This is a genomic window from Nocardia sp. 149-1B (genome assembly GCF_057747975.1).
Map to the genome: position 1 here is coordinate 1,140,045 of NZ_CM173233.1, position 15,802 is coordinate 1,155,846.

The following is a 15,802-nucleotide window of genomic DNA, read 5'->3' on the forward strand; positions in this document are numbered from 1 at the left end:
CCCGAAGACCTTCGCAGGACTGCCGCTCGCCGGTGGCGCGGGGACCGGCCCCGCCGACTCGGTCGGCAAGCCGTGGCTGGCGCCCGAGGGCATCGAGGTCAAGGGTCTTTACACGCCCGCCGACCTCGAGGGCCTCGACGCCCTGGACACCCTGCCGGGCCTGAGCCCGTTCCTGCGCGGGCCCTACCCGACCATGTACACCACCCAGCCGTGGACGATCCGGCAGTACGCCGGGTTCTCCACCGCCGAGGAGTCCAACGCGTTCTACCGCCGCAACCTCGCGGCCGGCCAGAAGGGTCTCTCGGTCGCGTTCGACCTGGCGACCCACCGCGGCTACGACTCCGACCACCCGCGGGTGCGCGGTGACGTCGGCATGGCCGGCGTGGCGATCGACTCGATCTACGACGCCCGCACGTTGTTCGACGGCATCCCGCTCGACGCGATGTCGGTCTCGATGACGATGAACGGCGCGGTGCTGCCGATCATGGCGATGTACATCGCGGCGGCCGAGGAGCAGGGGGTGAAGCCGGAGCAGCTCGCGGGGACCATCCAGAACGACATCCTCAAGGAGTTCATGGTCCGCAACACCTACATCTACCCGCCTGCACCGAGCATGCGGATCATCAGCGACATCTTCCAGTTCACCGCCGAGAAGATGCCGCGCTTCAACTCGATCTCGATCTCCGGCTACCACATGCAGGAGGCCGGGGCGACCAACGACCTCGAGCTGGCCTACACGCTGGCCGACGGCGTCGAGTACATCCGCGCCGGCCTCGACGCCGGCCTCGACATCGACCAGTTCGCACCGCGTCTGTCGTTCTTCTGGGCGATCGGCATGAACTTCTTCATGGAGGTCGCCAAGCTGCGCGCCGCCCGCGCGCTCTGGGCCCGCCTGGTCCGCCAGTTCGATCCGAAGAACCCCAAGTCGCTGAGCCTGCGCACCCACAGCCAGACCTCCGGCTGGTCGCTGACCGCCCAGGACGTCTACAACAACGTGGGCCGCACCTGCATCGAGGCGATGGCCGCGACCCAGGGCCACACGCAGTCCCTGCACACCAACGCGCTGGACGAGGCGATCGCACTGCCGACCGACTTCTCGGCCCGCATCGCCCGCAACACCCAGCTGCTGCTGCAGCAGGAGAGCGGCACCACCGGCACCATCGACCCGTGGGCCGGCTCCTACTACGTCGAGCGGCTCACCCACGACCTCGCCGAGCGGGCGTGGGCGCACATCCTCGAGGCCGAGCAGGCCGGTGGCATGGCCGCCGCGATCGAGCAGGGCATCCCCAAGATGCGCATCGAGGAGGCCGCGGCCCGCACCCAGGCGCGCATCGACTCGGGCGCCCAGAAGGTGATCGGCATCAACACCTACCGCCTGGACGTCGAGGACAAGCTCGACGTGCTCCGGGTCGACAACGACGACGTCTACCGCCAGCAGATCGCCAAGCTCGAGCGGCTGCGCGCAGAGCGCGACGACCACGAGGTCGAGCGCACCCTGGAGGCACTCACCCAGTCCGCCGAGCGTGGCAAGTCGAGCACGCTCGACGGCAACCTGCTCGGCCTGGCGGTCGACGCCGCGCGGGCCAAGGCCACCGTCGGTGAGATCTCGGCCGCACTGGAGAAGGTCTACGGGCGGCACCAGGCCGTGATCCGTACGATCAGCGGCGTGTACCGCGCAGAGGCAGACGAGGCCGGCGACGCCGCCGTGACGCAGGTCCTCGCCGAGACCGAGGCCTTCGAGGAGGCCGAGGGTCGTCGTCCCCGCATCCTGGTCGCGAAGATGGGCCAGGACGGCCACGACCGCGGTCAGAAGGTCGTGGTCAGCGCCTTCGCCGACCTCGGCTTCGACGTCGACGTGGGGCCGCTGTTCTCGACGCCCGAGGAGGTCGCCCAGCAGGCTGTGGACGCCGACGTCCACATCGTGGGGGTCTCCTCGCTCGCAGCAGGTCACCTGACGCTGCTGCCCGCCTTGAAGAAGGCGCTGGCCGAGCAGGGCCGTCCCGACATCATGATCGTGATCGGTGGCGTGATCCCGCCCGACGACGTCCCCACGCTGCTGGAGATGGGGGCCGCCGCGGTGTTCCTGCCCGGCACCGTCATCGCCCAGTCCGCTCTCGACCTGCTGGCCCGGCTGCGCGAGCAGCTCGGCCACTGATGCCGGACGTCCAGGCCCTCGTCGAGGGCATCCGAGGTGGAGTGCGCGCCTCGGTGTCCCAGGCGATCACCCTGGTCGAGTCGACCCGCCCGCAGCACCGCGTCCAGGCCCGCGAGCTCCTCACCGAGCTCGCGGGCGCGGGACGTGGCGCGGTCCGGGTCGGCATCTCCGGCGTACCGGGCGTGGGCAAGTCGACCTTCATCGAGGCGCTCGGCACCAGGCTGACCGCGGCCGGCCACCGGGTCGGCGTGCTCGCGGTCGACCCGAGCTCGGTGCGCACCGGCGGCTCGGTGCTCGGCGACAAGACCCGGATGGCTCGCCTCGCCCAGGACCCGCGGGCCTTCATCCGGCCCTCGCCGTCCGCGGGCACGCTCGGCGGGGTCGCGCGCGCCACCGTGCAGGCGATGGCGGTGCTCGAGGGAGCGGGGTACGACGTCGTGCTCGTCGAGACCGTCGGCGTGGGCCAGTCCGAGGTGACGGTCGCCGGCATGGTCGACACGTTCTTGTTCCTCACCCTCGCCCGCACCGGCGACCAGCTGCAGGGCATCAAGAAGGGCATCCTCGAGATCGCGGACGTGATCGCGGTCAACAAGGCCGACGGCGACCGCCAGATGGAGGCCCGGGTCGCGGCCCGCGACCTGGCCGGCGCGCTGCGGCTCGTGCGCGGCCACGGCGAGTGGGCGCCACCCGTGGTGACCTGCTCGGCGCTGGACGACACCGGCGTCGACGAGGTGTGGGAGCGCGTGCTCGGCCACCGCGAGCACCTCGGGGCCGACGGACTGGCGCACAAGCGGGCGCTCCAGCAGCTCGACTTCACCTGGGCGCTGGTCCGCGACGAGCTCGACCAGCGGTTGCGGCACTCGCCGGGTGTCAAGGCGATCCGGTCCGACGTACGCGATGCCGTCCTCTCCGGCGAGCTGCCCGCCACGGTCGCCGCCGACCGCATCCTGGCCGCCTTCGACGAGACGCGCTGACCCACGGTCTCCCCGGCCGACGCCCGGGTGCGGTCTGGACCGCTGGATGACCCGGATGGGTCATTTCCGCACGTCCCGGCGCGGCGTCCCGTCGATCGGGGACACCGACCCCGTGCCATCGGGACCACGGGACCTCCACACTGGCGTGCACATCGAGCCACCTTCGGAGGAAACATGCGTCGAACCCCCCTGATCCCGGCAGCCGCCGCAGCGCTCTCCCTGCTCGGCACGGCAGTCGCGCCCGCCGTCCACGCGGCCGACGGCCGACCCGAGCCACGGACGCTGGCGCGGCACCTCGTCGCGCCGCTGAGCCTGGCGGTCGACGGCGACGACGTCTTCGTCACCCAGAACTTCGCCGGTGTGCTCAGCAAGATGCGCCCCGGCAAGGCCCCCAAGACGATCTACGCCGCCAAGGGCGGCAACGAGGTCGGCGGTGTCTCGGTGCGCAAGGGCGTGCTCGTGTTCACCGAGACGGCCAAGGACGAGGCCGGCGAGCCGTCGGACTCCTGGGTCAAGCAGGTCACGCCGTCCGGGAAGGTGCGCACGCTCGCACACGTCCGGGCGTTCGAGGACGCCCAGAACCCCGACGGCACGATCAGCTACGGGATCCCCGACCTCGACGCGGACTGCGCCGCCCAGTGGCCGGCCGACGCCGGCCCCGTGACCTACACGGGCCGGCCGGACTCCCACCCGTATGCGACGTACCAGACGAAGAACAGGGTGTACGTCGCCGACGCCGGCATGAACGCCGTGCTCGCGATCGGCCGGGGCGGCGCGATCCGGACCGTTGCCGTCACGCCGGCGGTCCCGGTGCCCGTCACCCAGGACCTGGCGACCGCGATGAGCCTGCCGGACTGCGCGGTCGGCCACACCTACTACGGCGAGTCGGTGCCGACCGACGTCGAGCTGGGCCCCGACGGCAAGCTGTACGTCACCACCGAGGGTGGCGGCCTGGGTGAGCAGATGCCGCTCGGGTCGGTGTATCGCATCGACCCCGCCACCGGCGCGACCGTGCGGGTGGTCGGAGGCCTGATGACGCCGACCGGCCTGGCGGTCACTCCCCGGGGCGACCTGATCGTGGCCGAGCTGTTCGCGGGCCAGCTCGCCACGATCCGCCGGGGGAGCACCACGGTCCGGCCCTACGCTCCGGTCGGGCTCCCGGGAGCGGTGGAGATCAGCGACGGCGACGTCTACGCCACCATCGACGTGCTGCCTCCCGACGGCGCGGCCCCCGACGGCAAGGTGGTCCGGTTCCGCCACTGACCTGTGATGCGTCGTGCGGGCCCCGGACCATCGTCCGGGGCCCGCACGACGCCGCCCGTAGCCCGGCGGGACCCGGAAATCTCGACCGCAAGGTTTGACCGGCGGTCACGGGGGGAGGAGTACGTCGTCCGACAGTCGTTCCCCTCAGGAGTGATCATGACCCAAGGCTCCATCTCCGTCTCCCACGGTGACATCGAGGCCCAGGCGAAGAACCTGGCCCAGATCAAGAACCAGCTCGAGCAGATCCTCACCACGGCCAAGAGCCAGGTCGACCAGCTGCGCGAGTCCGGCGGCTTCAAGAGCTCGGCCGGTGACTCGTTCAACACGACGTACGAGGAGTGGACGACCGCGAACATGAAGAGCGTCGGTCTGCTCGAGGAGATGTCGACCTACCTCACCAAGGCATCGGCGGCGTTCGCGGACATCGACGCGGCCTACACGATCAAGTGAGGGCCGCCGGGCCGATGCCCGGCGCCGACCCTGCCGCCTCTGGAGCCTCTGCTCTGATCTCAGGAGACCGCGTGCTGCCTGTTCGTTCGCAAGCCACCGCGCCCCGGCTGCGCCGGGCCGGGACGGGGATGCTGCTGGTCGGTCTGCTGGGTGCTGGAGCCGGGTGCTCCGGGGGCGGCGCCGACGGCGCAGAGGAGCCGACCCCGTCGCTGAGCCTCGGTGCGAGCTCCGGCAGCGCCAGTGCCGGTCCGGCTGACGACGAGGCCGCCCTGCGCCGCCTCGTCAAGACCTACGAGCGCGTCGACGCTCAGGCCGACCAGGCCGACAACACCGACCCCTCGGTCTACGACGGGATCCTGTCGCCGGACTACGCCGAGCTGCTCGTCGACAACACGAAGAAGAACATCCTCGACCAGGACCTACACATCCTGGGTCAGTACCACTACCGCGTCGAGTCGGTCGACGTCGAAGGCGACCAGGCGAAGCTCCAGGTCTGCACCGACGGCCGCGAGTTCTTCGTGGTCCCGAAGTCACAGAAGCAGGTCGGCAACGGTGACCGCGGTCAGCCGAGCCTGCTGGCGACGTTCGCGGCTGAGCGCGCGGACGACGGGTGGGTGCTGACCGGAGTGGACCAGAAGGACACACCATGTTGAGCGCAGTCTCTGCGAAGCGGCCCCGGTGGCGCTCCGCGATCCCCGTCGTGACGCTTCTGCTGATGGTCGCCACGATCGTGCCCGGCCTGGTGGCCGGCCCGGCGTCGGCGGGTGGTGCGGCGGAGTGTCACTGGGACACCAACCAGCACTACGTCTGCACGCACCCCGGTGGGCCCGGGGGAGACGGTGACGACGGTGGAAGCGGCGGCGGGAGCAGCCAGCCCACCTGCGTGCTCGGCGGTGACTACACCTTCTGCATCGGCACGAACGCCTGCTACTACGAGCCCTGGCACACCCCCTGGAAGATGCCTCCGGGCCCCAAGCCGAGCGACGACGCGAAGCCGGTCGTCCGGTGGTGCCTGCCGGGTGGCTTCGGCACGTTCGGCCCGCCCGCGCCGACCGTCATGTGGTTGGGCGGCAACGCCCCCCAGCCACCGTCGCTGGCCGAGCAGGCGCAGACCGCCATCGGGCAGATCGACCTGACGCTCCCGGACCTGCTGACCAGCCCGACCGGGCGCAGCGTGGTCAACCTGCCGACCTGGTTCTGGCTCGACGGCTCGAACGCCGAGCAGGTGGGGACCTCCGCGTTCGGTCTGCGGGCGATCGCGACCGTCCGCGACATCACCGTCGACACCGGTGACGGGTCGTCGATCACCTGCCCGTGGGTGAGCAGCTCGGCCGCGGCCGAGCAGTCCTGCACCTACACCTACGACCGCTCCTCGCGGAACGGCACCGCCACCTGGCACGGTCGGCCCGCCTACCAAGCGAGCGCGCACGCCACGTGGACCCTGCGGTTCGAGATGGACGGGGTCAACATCGTGATCCCGGACGCCCCGGCCACCCTCGACGGACCGACCAGCACCGCGGTCCTGCGCGTCGACGAGGTGCAGAGCGTGGTGACCGGAGCCAGCTGACCGGCCCCTCTGCTGACCGCGTCGGACGACCGCTCCGAGCCGATGGCTCGGAGCGGTTGTCACGTGAGGGGCACCTGCACGCCGACCTGGTCGCCGTCGCCGTTGAACAGGACCCCGCGACCTGGGGTCACCCGCGACACCAGTGACGTGCGGGAGACCCGCGCCCCGAACACGTCCGCCTGCAGCGACTCCTGGGGCGAGAGCAGCAGACCCTTGCGCCCCTTGCGGGCCTCGACGACCCAGCCCGAGAAGCCGCCCGAGAGCTCGGACACCCCACCCGCGACCACCATGGCGAACTCCCGCTCCCGGCCCTGCCGGATCACGGCTGTCAGCACCGGGGCGAGTGGGCCGTCGCGCAGCAGGTCACCGTCGTCGACGAGCACCAGGGAGCCGTCGGGGAGGTCGCGGAGCCGGCCGACGACGTCCTCGGGGGAGGCGTCGGTCCCGACGACGGCAGCCTCGCCCACCAGCTGGGTCAGTGCGTTCGCCACCGGGGTGAAGGCGAGCAGGGGGCGACCGGTCCGGATCGCATGGGCAGCGACGAAGCACAGCGTGCTGGTGCGTCCCGTCCGCGGCTGACCGACGACCAGCGCCGGGGTGGCCGTGGCCTCGACGGTGAGCAGCTCGAGCCGGTCACCGCCGATCGCGAGCGGCACCATCGCCGGCGCGAACACCGGCGCCTCGCGGAGGACCTCGTCCGCGCCGATGGTGGTCGGGAGCTGGGCGAGCGCCGCCGGCCGCAGGTGCACGGGCGCGGGCGGGAGGTCGCGCTCCGCATCGGTGAGCAGGCGGCCGAGCTCGCGCAGCAGGTCGCTCTGCGCCGCACCCGCCGTGTCCGTCCCGAGCACCGCCACCTGTGCCTCGGTGCCGGAGTCAGCCCAGAACCCGCGGCCGTCGGGGATCTCGTCGGGGAGGTCCTTCGGCTTCAGCCCGGCGGTGGCGTAGTCGCCACGGTCGGGCAGTCGGAGCACGAGCTTGTGCTCGACCACCGTCGAGATCCGGCCGCTGAGCAGCGAGCGGTCGCCGGTCACGACCAGCTGCACGCCGGCGCTGGCCCCCTCACGCAGCAGCGTGAGCACCTGGTCGGTGAGCCGGCCCGTGTCGACCTCGCCCAGGTCGGACACGAAGCCCTCCCAGCGGTCGAGGAGCAGCACGATGTACGGCAGCCGCTCGTCGGGGCCGACAGCGCGACGCTGTTCGTCGACGTCCGCGAAGCCGGACCGGCCCAGCACGTCCTGCCGTGCCTTGACCTCGTCGGCGAGCCGGTCCAGGAGCCGACCGGCGCGCTCGACCTCGGTGCGTTGCACCACCGCACCCGTGTGCGGCAGCGCCGTCAGCGGCAGCAGCGCGCCGTTGCCGCAGTCGAGGCCGTAGAGGTGCAGGTCGCGGGAGCGGGCCGCCCGCGCGAGCCCGGCGGCGATGGTGCGCAGTGCCGTCGAGCGTCCCGACCGGGGACCACCGACGACGTACAGGTGCCCACCGCCGCCCAGGGCGAAGCGGCGGGGGACCTGGGTCTGGTCCTCGGGGTGGTCCTCGAGCGCCCACACCGTGGACCACCCGGTCACGACGTCCGGGTCCATCGGGTCAGCGCCCGGCGCGGTGAGGTCCTCGACCAGCACGGTCCGGGGCAGCTCGGGCAGCCAGGGCGAGTGCTGCGGCGCGAGTCCGCGGACGTCGTTCGCACCGGTGACCGCCTCGACGAGCACCGACAGGTCGGTGTCGCCCTCGTCGGTCGCAGGACCGGACTGCCCGGCCCGAGCGGGGGCGGGGTGGCCGACCTGCGTCCACGGCACCGTCCACGCGACGGGGTCCACCTGCGCGGGGAGGGCCGCGTGCTCTCGGGGGCGAGCGCCGCCCACGCGGCCGGCCTGGAAGGGGAGCAGGGAGGAGTGCCCCAGTCGGGCGTACCCGCGCCCCGGCTGGTCCGGGGCGATCGTCGCCGAGTCGGGGGCGTCGATCACGTCGCGCGACTCCGCCTCGTCGGTGACCCGCAGCGCGATGCGCAGGTTGGTGTTCGCCCGGATATCGTTGGAGATGACGCCCGAGGGCCGCTGCGTGGCGAGCACGAGGTGGATGCCCAGCGACCGGCCGCGCTGGGCGATGGTGACGAGGCCCGTCACGAAGTCGGGCAGCTCGGCCTTGAGGCTGGCGAACTCGTCGATCACGATCACCAGCCGTGGGATCGCTGGGAGGGTCTCGTCGCGCTTGCGGAGCGCCACGTAGTCCTCGAGGTCCTTGGCGCCGGGGACGGCGAGGAGATGCTCCCGGCGTCGCAGCTCGGCGCCCAGAGAGGTGAGCGCCCGGCTCACGAGGTGGGTGTCGAGGTCGGTGACCATCCCGACCGTGTGCGGCAGTCGTGCGCAGTCCTTGAACGCCGACCCGCCCTTGTAGTCGACGAGCACGAACGTGAGCTGCTCGGGACTGTTGGCGATCGCGAGCGAGGCGACCAGCGTCTGCAGCAGCTCGGACTTGCCGGACCCGGTGGTGCCGGCGACCAGCGCGTGGGGGCCGTCGCGGCGCAGGTCCAGTCGGAAGGGGCCGTCGAACCCGGCGCCCAGGACGACGTCGGTGCGGGCGTCGGGTCCCCACCGCCGAGCGACCGACTCGGGGGTGGGCTCCTCCAGCTCGAGCAGGCTCAGCAGGCGCGCCGAGGAGGGAAGGGCAGACGACCGGACATCGGGGGTGGTGTCGCGCAGCGGCGCGAGGGCCCGGCCGACGCGCTCGGCCCACGCCGGCTCGACGAGGTCGGGCCGGATCTGTGCGACGGCCGCCGAGCCGGTACGCCGCAGCTCGACCCGACCGCCGGTGGCCTCGAGCACCGCGGCGCACTCCTCGGGGAGCGACCGCTCGTCCTCGTCGAGGCAGACCACGTAGACCCCGGCCGCGCCTCCCTCGCGCAGCAGTGTGACCACCCCGGGCAGCGAGCGGAGCCGCCGGGCGCCGTCGAGCACGACGAGCGTGTCGGGGCCGGGCGGCAACCCGGCTCCGGAGACGCCGCCGAGCGTGCCGTCGCCCCGGCGGGACTCGACCAGGTGGACCAGCTCGGCGAGTCTCCGCCCGACGCTTCCCTGGTCGGTGCCGAGCACCGCGGCGACCGGCTCGCCGTCGACCCGGCAGTGCGGCAGCCAGCGGGTCCAGCCCCACTGCCGCTCACGGTCGCTGCCGGTGAGCACCACGACCCGCAGGTCCTTGGGCGTGTGCAGGGTTGCCGACTGCCCCACGAACCACCGGGCGAGGGCGTCGACCTCGGCGTCGTCGCCGCAGAGCCCGACGACGGGTACGTCCCTCAGCGAGACCGCCACCGGCACGTCGCCGAGGACGTCGGGCTCGCGAGGCTCGTCGGTCTCCTTGCGCGATCGGTCGCTGACGCGCACCGCGGAGGGGACGTCGGCGACACCGACCCGCAGGGTGAGGGCGTCCGGATCGGTACGCCGGCGCATCCAGAGCTGCTGACCCGGCCCGGCCGCGGCCAGGAGCACCGCCGCCGGGTCCGGACGGTCACGGCGCAGCTCGTCGCGCTCGAGCCGCTCGGCGATCGCGATCCGGCGGAGCACCGAGGCGAGCTCCTGGCGGTAGGCCAGCAGCTGCTCGCGGTAGTCGCGGGCCGAGCCGCGCCGCTGCGCGACGAAGTTGAACAGCGCCATCACCGGGGAGAGCGCCGCGAACATCAAGAACCGGTAGCTGCCGAAGACCAGTGCCATCGGGCCGGCCATGACCAGGGGCGCCAGGACCATCGGCCACGGCAGGGTCGCCCGGCGGGGGGCGCGTGGCTCGCCCGGGATCACGAACGCGCCCTCCCGCGCGGGTCGCGCCAGCCGGGGCGGCCGGTTGAAGTCGGTGCCGAGCAGCTCCTCGCTCCGGCTGACGTCCGCGTCGGGCTGCCAGACCGGGTGCCACTGCAGCACCGTGCCGCCCAGGCGCAGGTCGGCGCCGGCGGGCCAGGTCGGGGGCTCCGGGTCCGTGGGCGCCGCGTCCGGGACGTGCCGCGTCGACTGCTGGGCCCGCCGCCTCTTGCGCCGCCGTTCCTTGCGGGTCAGGGCAGCGTCGGGCAGGGAGTCGATCAGGGAGTCCGGGTCGTGGTCGTCGTCGCTCCGGTCGAGGTCGTGGGCCGGGGCCGGCACGTCCGGGTCGTGGCCGTCGACACGGAGCCCGGCGCGCAGCTCCGGGGCGACGGAGACGATCTCGATCTCGGCGGCCGTGGTGACCCGCAGCCGGACCGCGTCGACGGGGAGGAGGACGTCGGGCAGGGACATCCCGGCCGCTCCGTTGCCGAGCTCGAAGTCGCCGATGCCCAGCCGGTGCACGCGTCCCGCGCCCGGGCCCGAGACCACGCGCAGCTCCACGACCCCGCGTGGCAGCTCCGGGGTGCGGCCGTCGGGCTCGTGCAGCACCACCACCGAGCCGGGGACCACACCGGCATCGCGCAGGGTGTCGTCGGGGTCGACCCGCCGCCCGTCGACCCACACCGCACTCTGCCGGGCGAAGCTGGGGTGCATGTCACCACCGACAGCGCGGAGGAGGGCGGGCAGCAGCGAGGCCACGGCGGAGTCGGGTGGCGCGTCGACGAGCACCTCGTGCTGCGCCTGGGTCGTACCGTCCACCACGCTCAGGCTCAGTCTCACCCATGTCCTCCGATCGGGGGGTCTCGTGCGGACACATCATGCCCCGTGCCGTTCGGTGCCAGACCTGCCACGACGAACCGGCCGATCCGGGAATGAAACCCGCGCGACGGGGAAGAACGAAGCACGTGACTGTCGAAACCGAGCAAGCCACCCGGCCCCGGACGCCCTCCTGGCGCCCGTCCTCCGGGCGTGGCCCCGTTCCCTCCTCCCGTCGCGCGAACGTCGAGCCGCCGCGCCAGCGCCGACCCGCCCTCGCGGCGCTCGCCCTCCTCCTCATCGTCGGCGGAGCATTGCTGGCGGGGCTGGTGGCGGTGCGGATGGACAGCCGGACCTCCGTGCTCGCCGCGTCCCACGACATCGCGCCTGGAACGCTCATCACCGCCAAGGACCTCCGCAAGGTGTCGGTGTCCGCCGACGGTCTGGCGCTCATCCCCGCTGACCAGGCCGACGTGGTGCTCGGTTCGGCGACGTACGCCCGGGTGCCGATCTCGGCGAGCTCGCTGGTCGACACGAGCATGCTGACCCACGACTCGCCCGTCGGGGACGGGCGCGCGATCGTGTCCGTCCCGCTCGACCCGGTGCTCACGCCGGGATCCTCGCTGGGCGGGGGTGACCTCGTGCAGGTCGTTCGGGTCGGCGGCGAGCAGTCCAACGGACAGCCCAAGACCCTCACCCAGGGCCTGGTCATCTCCGTGTCGGCGGCACGCTCGGGCGACCTCGGCTCCTCGGCCGGCTCGGTGACCCTGCTGGTCCCCGAGGAGGCAGCCGCGAGCGTGGTGGACGCATCGGGTGCCGGCGCGGCCGGGCTCGTCCTGCTCGAGCACGGCCAGTCGGTCGACGTCGACCTGGACGCGACGCCGTGAGCGTGGTGGCGCTCGCCTCGGCCAAGGGATCGCCGGGGACCACGATGACGGCGCTCGCCCTGGGCGCGGCGTGGGGAGGCGACGTCGCCGTCGCCGACCTCGACCCGGTCGGGGGCGACGTGGTCTGGCGGACCCGCGACCGCGACGGCGAGCCTCTCGACCCCGATCACGGCATGTTGAGCCTGGCCGCCGCGGCCCGGCGAGGTGCCACCGAGACGACGCTCGCGGACCACCTGCAGGGCTGCTCCCTCGGTTTCCCCGTGCTGGCGGGCGTGCCGACCCCCGAGCAGCTGGCAGGGCTGGGCTCGGTGTGGACGCAGCTGCCGCAGATCTTCTCGTCGTACGTCGACGACGTGCTCGTGGACCTGGGGCGCGTCGTCCCGGGCTCGTCCTCGCTGCCGGTGCTGCTCCAGGCCGACGCGGTCGTCTTCGTGGTGCGCCCCGACATCGAGGGTGTGGCCCAGCTGCGCACCCGGCTTCGGGGTCTGGCCGACGCGCTGGGTCTCGACCACCCGCGGTTGAGCCGAGTCGGGGTGGCCGTGGTGACGTCGTACCGCGACACCGCCGTGGTCGGTGACCTGCAGCGTCTCCTGGACGCCGAGCACCTCCAGGCCCGGGTCCTCGGCGTCGTCGCGACCGACCCCAAGGGTGCGCGCATCCTGTGCGCGAGCCGCGTCGGTGACGCCCGCAAGACTCTGCTGGTCCGGTCGGCGCGCAGCCTCGCCGAGCAGGTCCGCGTGCTGATCGGCGACCAGACCCGGCTGGAGGTGCGCTGATGGACCAGCAGCTGGTGCGTCGCCTCCGCGAGGAGGTCGCGGAGGTCCTGGCCCGACAGCGGCGCGAGGACGCCACGCGCGGGATGCCCGCCATGAGCGCCGAGGACGAGCGCCAGTTCGCCCGCGCGGTCGTCAGCCGAGTGCTCGACAGCTATGCCCGCGAGGAGGTGCGGGCCGGCCGGACCCCGCCCAGCAGTGACGACGAGGCGGCGCTCGCCGAGGGCATCCACGCCGCCCTGTTCGGGGTGGGGCGGCTGCAGCCGCTGCTCGACGACCCGGATGTCGAGAACATCGACATCAACGGTTGCGACCACGTCTTCATCGGGTACGCCGACGGCCGCGAGGTCCGCGGCGCGCCGATCGCCGAGTCCGATGAGGAGCTGGTCGAGCTCGTGCAGACGCTCGGTGCCTACAGCGGGCTGACCAGTCGCCCGTTCGACACCGCCAACGCCCAGCTGGACATCCGGCTGCCCGACGGGTCCCGGCTCTCGGCGGTCATGGGCGTGTGTCAACGCCCGTCGGTGTCGATCCGCCGCGCGCGGCTGTCCCGGGTGAGCCTGGACATGCTGGTCGGCTACGGGACTCTGTCGCCGGAGCTGGCGGCGTTCCTGTCCGCGGCCGTGCGGGCCCGCAAGAACATCATGATCGCGGGCGCGACCAACGCCGGTAAGACCACGCTCCTGCGGGCGCTCGCCAACGAGATCGAGCCCGACGAGCGGCTGATCACCGTCGAGCGCGCGCTCGAGCTCGGGCTGGGGGAGTTCCCCGACCTGCACCCCAACGTGGTCGCCTTCGAGGAGCGGCTGCCCAACTCCGAGGGGCAGGGCTCGATCGGCATGGCCGACCTCGTGCGTCGTTCGCTGCGGATGAACCCGAGCCGGGTGATCGTCGGTGAGGTCCTGGGCGATGAGATCGTGACGATGCTCAACGCGATGAGCCAGGGCAACGACGGCTCGCTGTCGACCATCCACGCCAACTCCTCGGCCGAGGTGTTCAACCGGATCTGCACCTACGCGATCCAGAGCGTCGAGCGACTGCCGGCCGAAGCCACGATGATGCTGATCGGTGGCGCGATCGACTTCGTGGTGTTCGTCGAGCGGGTCAACAGCTTCGCCGAGGGCGGTGGTTTGCGGCGCATGGTCACCTCGGTGCGCGAGGTCAACGGCGTCGACGGCCGCGTCCTCTCCAGCGAGGTGTTCGCGATGGGTCCCGAGGGCGTGGCGGTCCCCGGTGCCGCGATCTCCTGCCTCCCCGACCTCGAGCGCGCCGGGTACGTCCCTGGCGCTGCCCCGACGTGGCTCGAGCCGGTCCAGTGAGTCAGGACCTCAGCCCCCAGCTGCTCCTCGTGATCCTCCTGGGCGGGGTCACTGCCGGCGGGATCGCCCTGTTCGTGACCGCCCTCGTCCCGCGAGAGCCTTCGGCGGTCGCCGAAGCGCCTTCCTCGATCCTGGCCTCCGTCCGCGCGCTCGGTCGCCGCGTGCCGGTGGCGGTCGGTGCCGGTCTGTTGGTGCTGCTCCTCACCCGGTGGGTGGTGGCGGCGATCGCCCTGGGCGCGCTGATCCTGTTGTGGAACCGCCTCTTCGGTGGCGGCCGCGAGGCCCGCCGCGGCGTGGCCCGAATCGATGCGCTCGCTGCCTGGACCGAGTCGCTGCGCGACACGATCGCGGGCGCCGTCGGGCTCGAGCAGGCGATCCCGGCGACGACCCACGCCGCCGCACCGGCGATCCGCGACGAGCTGCAGTCGCTCTCCGACCGGCTCCGGGTGCGCGTCCCTCTCCCGGAGGCCCTCCAGCGCTTCGCCGACGAGCTCGATGACTCCGGCGCGGACCTGATCATCGCCGCCCTGATCCTCAACGCCCGACTCCGCGGGCCCGGTCTGCGCGACGTGCTCAGCTCGCTCGCTGAGTCGGCCCGAGCCGAGCTGGACATGCGGCAGCGGGTCAACGCGGGTCGTCGCAGCACCGAGCGCAGTGTGCAGATCGTCATCGGTGTCTCGGTGTTCTTCGTGGTCGGACTGGCACTGTTCAACCCCAGGTACGTCGAGCCCTACAACACCCCGGTCGGCCAGGTCGTCCTGACGGTCGTGCTGGCCTTCTTCGCTGCCGGCATCGCCTGGCTGCGACGGCTCTCCACCTTCGAGGTGCCAGCCCGCTTCCTGCGGACCCGGTCGGCGGAGGTGCGAGCCTGATGTCCCTCACCATCGCGATGCTCGGCGGAGCCGTCGCCGGGATCGGGCTGCTGCTCGTCGGGTACCTGTTGGTCCAGCCCGGCACCTCGGGGCCGGTCGCGCTGGCTCAGCTCGACGCGCGCCTGGCCCGGGGCCGTCGGCAGGCGAGCCTCACCGCCGATCGGCGCCACCAGGAGGAGTCGGCGAGGATGCGTCGCCTCGGTGCCGAGGTCAGCGACAGCCTGGACAAGCGCGGAGTGCGGCTGCCGGGCTCGATCGGACCGGCACTTGCGCTCGTCGGGCAGTCCCGCGAGATGTTCCTGGCAGAGAGCCTGGTGGGCGCCCTGGCCGGCTTCCTGACCCCGGTGCTCGCCCTGGCGCCCCTCAGCGTGTTGGGGCTGGTCAGCCCGGTCGTGCCCGTCTGGCTGATGCTGGTCGGCGCCGTGGTCGGGCTCGTGCTGCCCTACTTCCGGGTCAAGGGCCGGGCCGAGGACCGTCGGCGCGACTTCCGGCACGTCGTGTCGTCGTTCCTCGACCTGGTCGCGATGAACCTCGCCGGTGGTCGTGGCGTGCCCGAGGCTCTCCAGGCGGCTGCACAGATCTCCGACAGCTGGGCGATGGTCCGCATCCGCGACACGCTCGAGTCGGCGCGTCTCCAGGGCGTCACCCCCTGGGCAGCGCTCGGCGTGCTCGGCGCCGAGGTCGACGTCGACGAGCTGCGCGACCTCTCGGCGGCGCTGTCGCTGGTGGCCGAGGACGGCGCGAAGGTGCGCGACTCGCTCAGCGCCCGCGCGGCCACGATGCGACGCAAGGAGCTTGCCGACACCGAGGGCCGCGCCGCCGCCCGGTCCCAGTCGATGTTGGTCGCCCAGCTGCTGCTCTGCGTCGGGTTCCTGGTGTTCCTGATCTACCCGGCCGTGGCCAACGTCCTCGGCTGAATCGTGCTGGTCGGCCGGGATTGAAGC

Annotated in this window: 12 protein-coding genes; 11 read left to right on the forward strand and 1 reads right to left on the reverse strand. The window is 72.6% G+C overall.

What is annotated here, in order from left to right; translation table 11 throughout:
• The first annotated feature begins 19 nt into the window (after window positions 1-19).
• From scpA to AC3ANS_RS05490, 6 genes are all read left to right on the forward strand, one after another.
• The gene (gene scpA, locus AC3ANS_RS05465; RefSeq protein ID WP_488296432.1) at window positions 20-2,155 is read left to right on the forward strand and encodes a methylmalonyl-CoA mutase; all 2,136 of its coding nucleotides are present in this window, start codon (window positions 20-22) and stop codon (window positions 2,153-2,155) included.
• Window positions 2,155-3,129, forward strand: coding sequence for a methylmalonyl Co-A mutase-associated GTPase MeaB (gene meaB, locus AC3ANS_RS05470; protein ID WP_488295154.1), 975 nt, complete (start codon window positions 2,155-2,157; stop codon window positions 3,127-3,129). The genes scpA and meaB overlap by 1 nt, the downstream gene beginning before the upstream one ends.
• A gap of 174 nt (window positions 3,130-3,303) precedes the next feature.
• The gene (locus AC3ANS_RS05475) at window positions 3,304-4,392 is read left to right on the forward strand and encodes a ScyD/ScyE family protein (RefSeq protein WP_488295155.1); all 1,089 of its coding nucleotides are present in this window, start codon (window positions 3,304-3,306) and stop codon (window positions 4,390-4,392) included.
• Between the two features lie 156 nt (window positions 4,393-4,548).
• Complete coding sequence (locus tag AC3ANS_RS05480) at window positions 4,549-4,842, forward strand: WXG100 family type VII secretion target (protein WP_488295156.1); 294 nt, start codon at window positions 4,549-4,551, stop codon at window positions 4,840-4,842.
• A 71-nt stretch (window positions 4,843-4,913) separates the two neighbouring features.
• Window positions 4,914-5,495 (forward strand): hypothetical protein, encoded by a 582-nt coding sequence (locus AC3ANS_RS05485; protein WP_488295157.1) that lies wholly within the window; start codon window positions 4,914-4,916, stop codon window positions 5,493-5,495.
• Window positions 5,489-6,409 (forward strand): hypothetical protein, encoded by a 921-nt coding sequence (locus AC3ANS_RS05490; protein ID WP_488295158.1) that lies wholly within the window; start codon window positions 5,489-5,491, stop codon window positions 6,407-6,409. The genes AC3ANS_RS05485 and AC3ANS_RS05490 overlap by 7 nt, the downstream gene beginning before the upstream one ends.
• A 59-nt stretch (window positions 6,410-6,468) precedes the next feature.
• On the opposite strand, the gene AC3ANS_RS05495 is transcribed toward AC3ANS_RS05490, so the two are convergent.
• A complete protein-coding gene (locus AC3ANS_RS05495; protein WP_488295159.1) occupies window positions 6,469-11,010 on the reverse strand; it encodes an FtsK/SpoIIIE domain-containing protein in 4,542 nt (1,513 codons plus the stop codon).
• 146 nt (window positions 11,011-11,156) lie between these two features.
• On the opposite strand from AC3ANS_RS05495, the gene AC3ANS_RS05500 reads away from it, so the two are divergent.
• Genes AC3ANS_RS05500 through AC3ANS_RS05520 form a run of 5 tightly spaced genes read left to right on the forward strand, consistent with a single transcriptional unit; the run spans window position 11,157 to window position 15,775 of the window.
• Complete coding sequence (locus AC3ANS_RS05500; RefSeq protein WP_488295160.1) at window positions 11,157-11,894, forward strand: SAF domain-containing protein; 738 nt, start codon at window positions 11,157-11,159, stop codon at window positions 11,892-11,894.
• On the forward strand, window positions 11,891-12,670 hold the full coding sequence (locus AC3ANS_RS05505; protein WP_488295161.1) for a CpaE/TadZ family protein: 780 nt from the start codon (window positions 11,891-11,893) through the stop codon (window positions 12,668-12,670). Before AC3ANS_RS05500 ends, AC3ANS_RS05505 begins: the two co-directional genes overlap by 4 nt.
• Window positions 12,670-13,986, forward strand: coding sequence for a TadA family conjugal transfer-associated ATPase (locus tag AC3ANS_RS05510; protein ID WP_488295162.1), 1,317 nt, complete (start codon window positions 12,670-12,672; stop codon window positions 13,984-13,986). Before AC3ANS_RS05505 ends, AC3ANS_RS05510 begins: the two co-directional genes overlap by 1 nt.
• The gene (locus AC3ANS_RS05515; RefSeq protein ID WP_488295163.1) at window positions 13,983-14,858 is read left to right on the forward strand and encodes a type II secretion system F family protein; all 876 of its coding nucleotides are present in this window, start codon (window positions 13,983-13,985) and stop codon (window positions 14,856-14,858) included. Before AC3ANS_RS05510 ends, AC3ANS_RS05515 begins: the two co-directional genes overlap by 4 nt.
• Window positions 14,858-15,775 (forward strand): type II secretion system F family protein, encoded by a 918-nt coding sequence (locus AC3ANS_RS05520; RefSeq protein ID WP_488295164.1) that lies wholly within the window; start codon window positions 14,858-14,860, stop codon window positions 15,773-15,775. The genes AC3ANS_RS05515 and AC3ANS_RS05520 overlap by 1 nt, the downstream gene beginning before the upstream one ends.
• The last annotated feature ends 27 nt before the right edge of the window (window positions 15,776-15,802 follow it).